This window comes from Pseudomonas sp. RA_15y_Pfl2_54, from assembly GCF_963971015.1.
Taxonomy (GTDB): Bacteria; Pseudomonadota; Gammaproteobacteria; order Pseudomonadales; family Pseudomonadaceae; genus Aquipseudomonas; species Aquipseudomonas baetica_A.
Genome location: NZ_CAXAPN010000087.1, coordinates 1 through 1,185, shown reverse-complemented (window position 1 = coordinate 1,185; position 1,185 = coordinate 1). Strand labels below are relative to the sequence as shown.

1 protein-coding gene is annotated in these 1,185 nt (G+C 54.0%); it reads left to right on the top strand.

Annotated elements, in window-relative coordinates:
- Positions 1–206 precede the first annotated feature (206 nt).
- Complete coding sequence (locus AACY50_RS28580; RefSeq protein WP_339434169.1) at positions 207–1,154, top strand: IS110 family transposase; 948 nt, start codon at positions 207–209, stop codon at positions 1,152–1,154.
- Positions 1,155–1,185 lie beyond the last annotated feature (31 nt).

Sequence of the window (1,185 nt, the reverse complement as noted above, 5' to 3'; positions counted from 1 at the left end):
CGCTTGTATGGTAGGACTTGAAGGGAGGAGGAGGGACAAGGCTCGATTCTGACTGTTAGCGCAGTACAGACCGTGGGAGATTTCACCCTCCTCCTTTCACCCAAGCGCCGATAAAGAATGCATCTGGCCTAGACCGACGATAGGAACAAGCCTGCGCCTCTGGGTGAACCCTTCAAGTGTTCAAACCTTAGCCCGGAGGATTTCTCATGGCAATGCCCGTCGCTACTACTCAGTCGATCATCGGGGTTGATGTCGCCAAGGACGAACTGGTGATTTATCACGCCGAATCAGATCAGCTCGAGACAATCTCCAATACCAAAGCGGCGATCAAGAAATGGCTCAAAACCGTTGCCAAACCAGTGGCAATCGCTATCGAAGCCACCAATATCTATCATCAGGAGTTTGCCGATCTGGCGCATGCCGCTGGTTACGTGATCTATATGGTTGGCGGTTATGAGCTCAGCCATTACCGCAAAGGCGTGAACGTTCGCGCTAAAACTGATGCGCTGGATGCCCGATTACTGGCCCGTTATCTGACAAACGAAGGGGACCACTTACGCCCCTGGACACCGCCGCCGCCCTTGTATTGCCGACTTATCAGTCTTTTCCGGCGTCGTGCGGCTTTGGTCCAGGCTCGTGTCAGCCTCAAGCAGAGCTGGGAGAATGAGCCGTTGCTCAAAACCGCTTTCAAAAATCAGATAAACGCCATGCAAAGACTGGAAATCCTGCTGGAGAAAACGATCCTGACGCAGATAGACGAAGCCGGTTTAGGCGCTCAGCTCAAGCGTTGCATGAAAGTAGAAGGCATAGGTACGTTGACCGGTGCCCGCTTGCTCGCATCCTTTCAGCGTGGGGACTTCAGAAACGCCGACGCTTTCATCGCTTTTCTAGGCCTGGATCTGCGCATATCGGACTCAGGTAAAAAGAAAGGCCGCCGCTGCCTGACCAAACGAGGCGACTCAGAGGCGCGTCGATTGCTGCACAACGCCGCAATGGCGGCGAGCCGAACCTCGGCGTGGAAAGGATTTTATGAGGCTTTGAGAGGGCGCGGATTGAGCACTACCCAAGCACTGGTCGCACTAGCCCGCAAGCTTGCCCGGGTGGTATTTGCTCTGTTGAAAAACCAGAGCGAATACTCACCTAAAGCGGTTTAGGGGCTAGGCATGAACCATAGAATCTCCCACA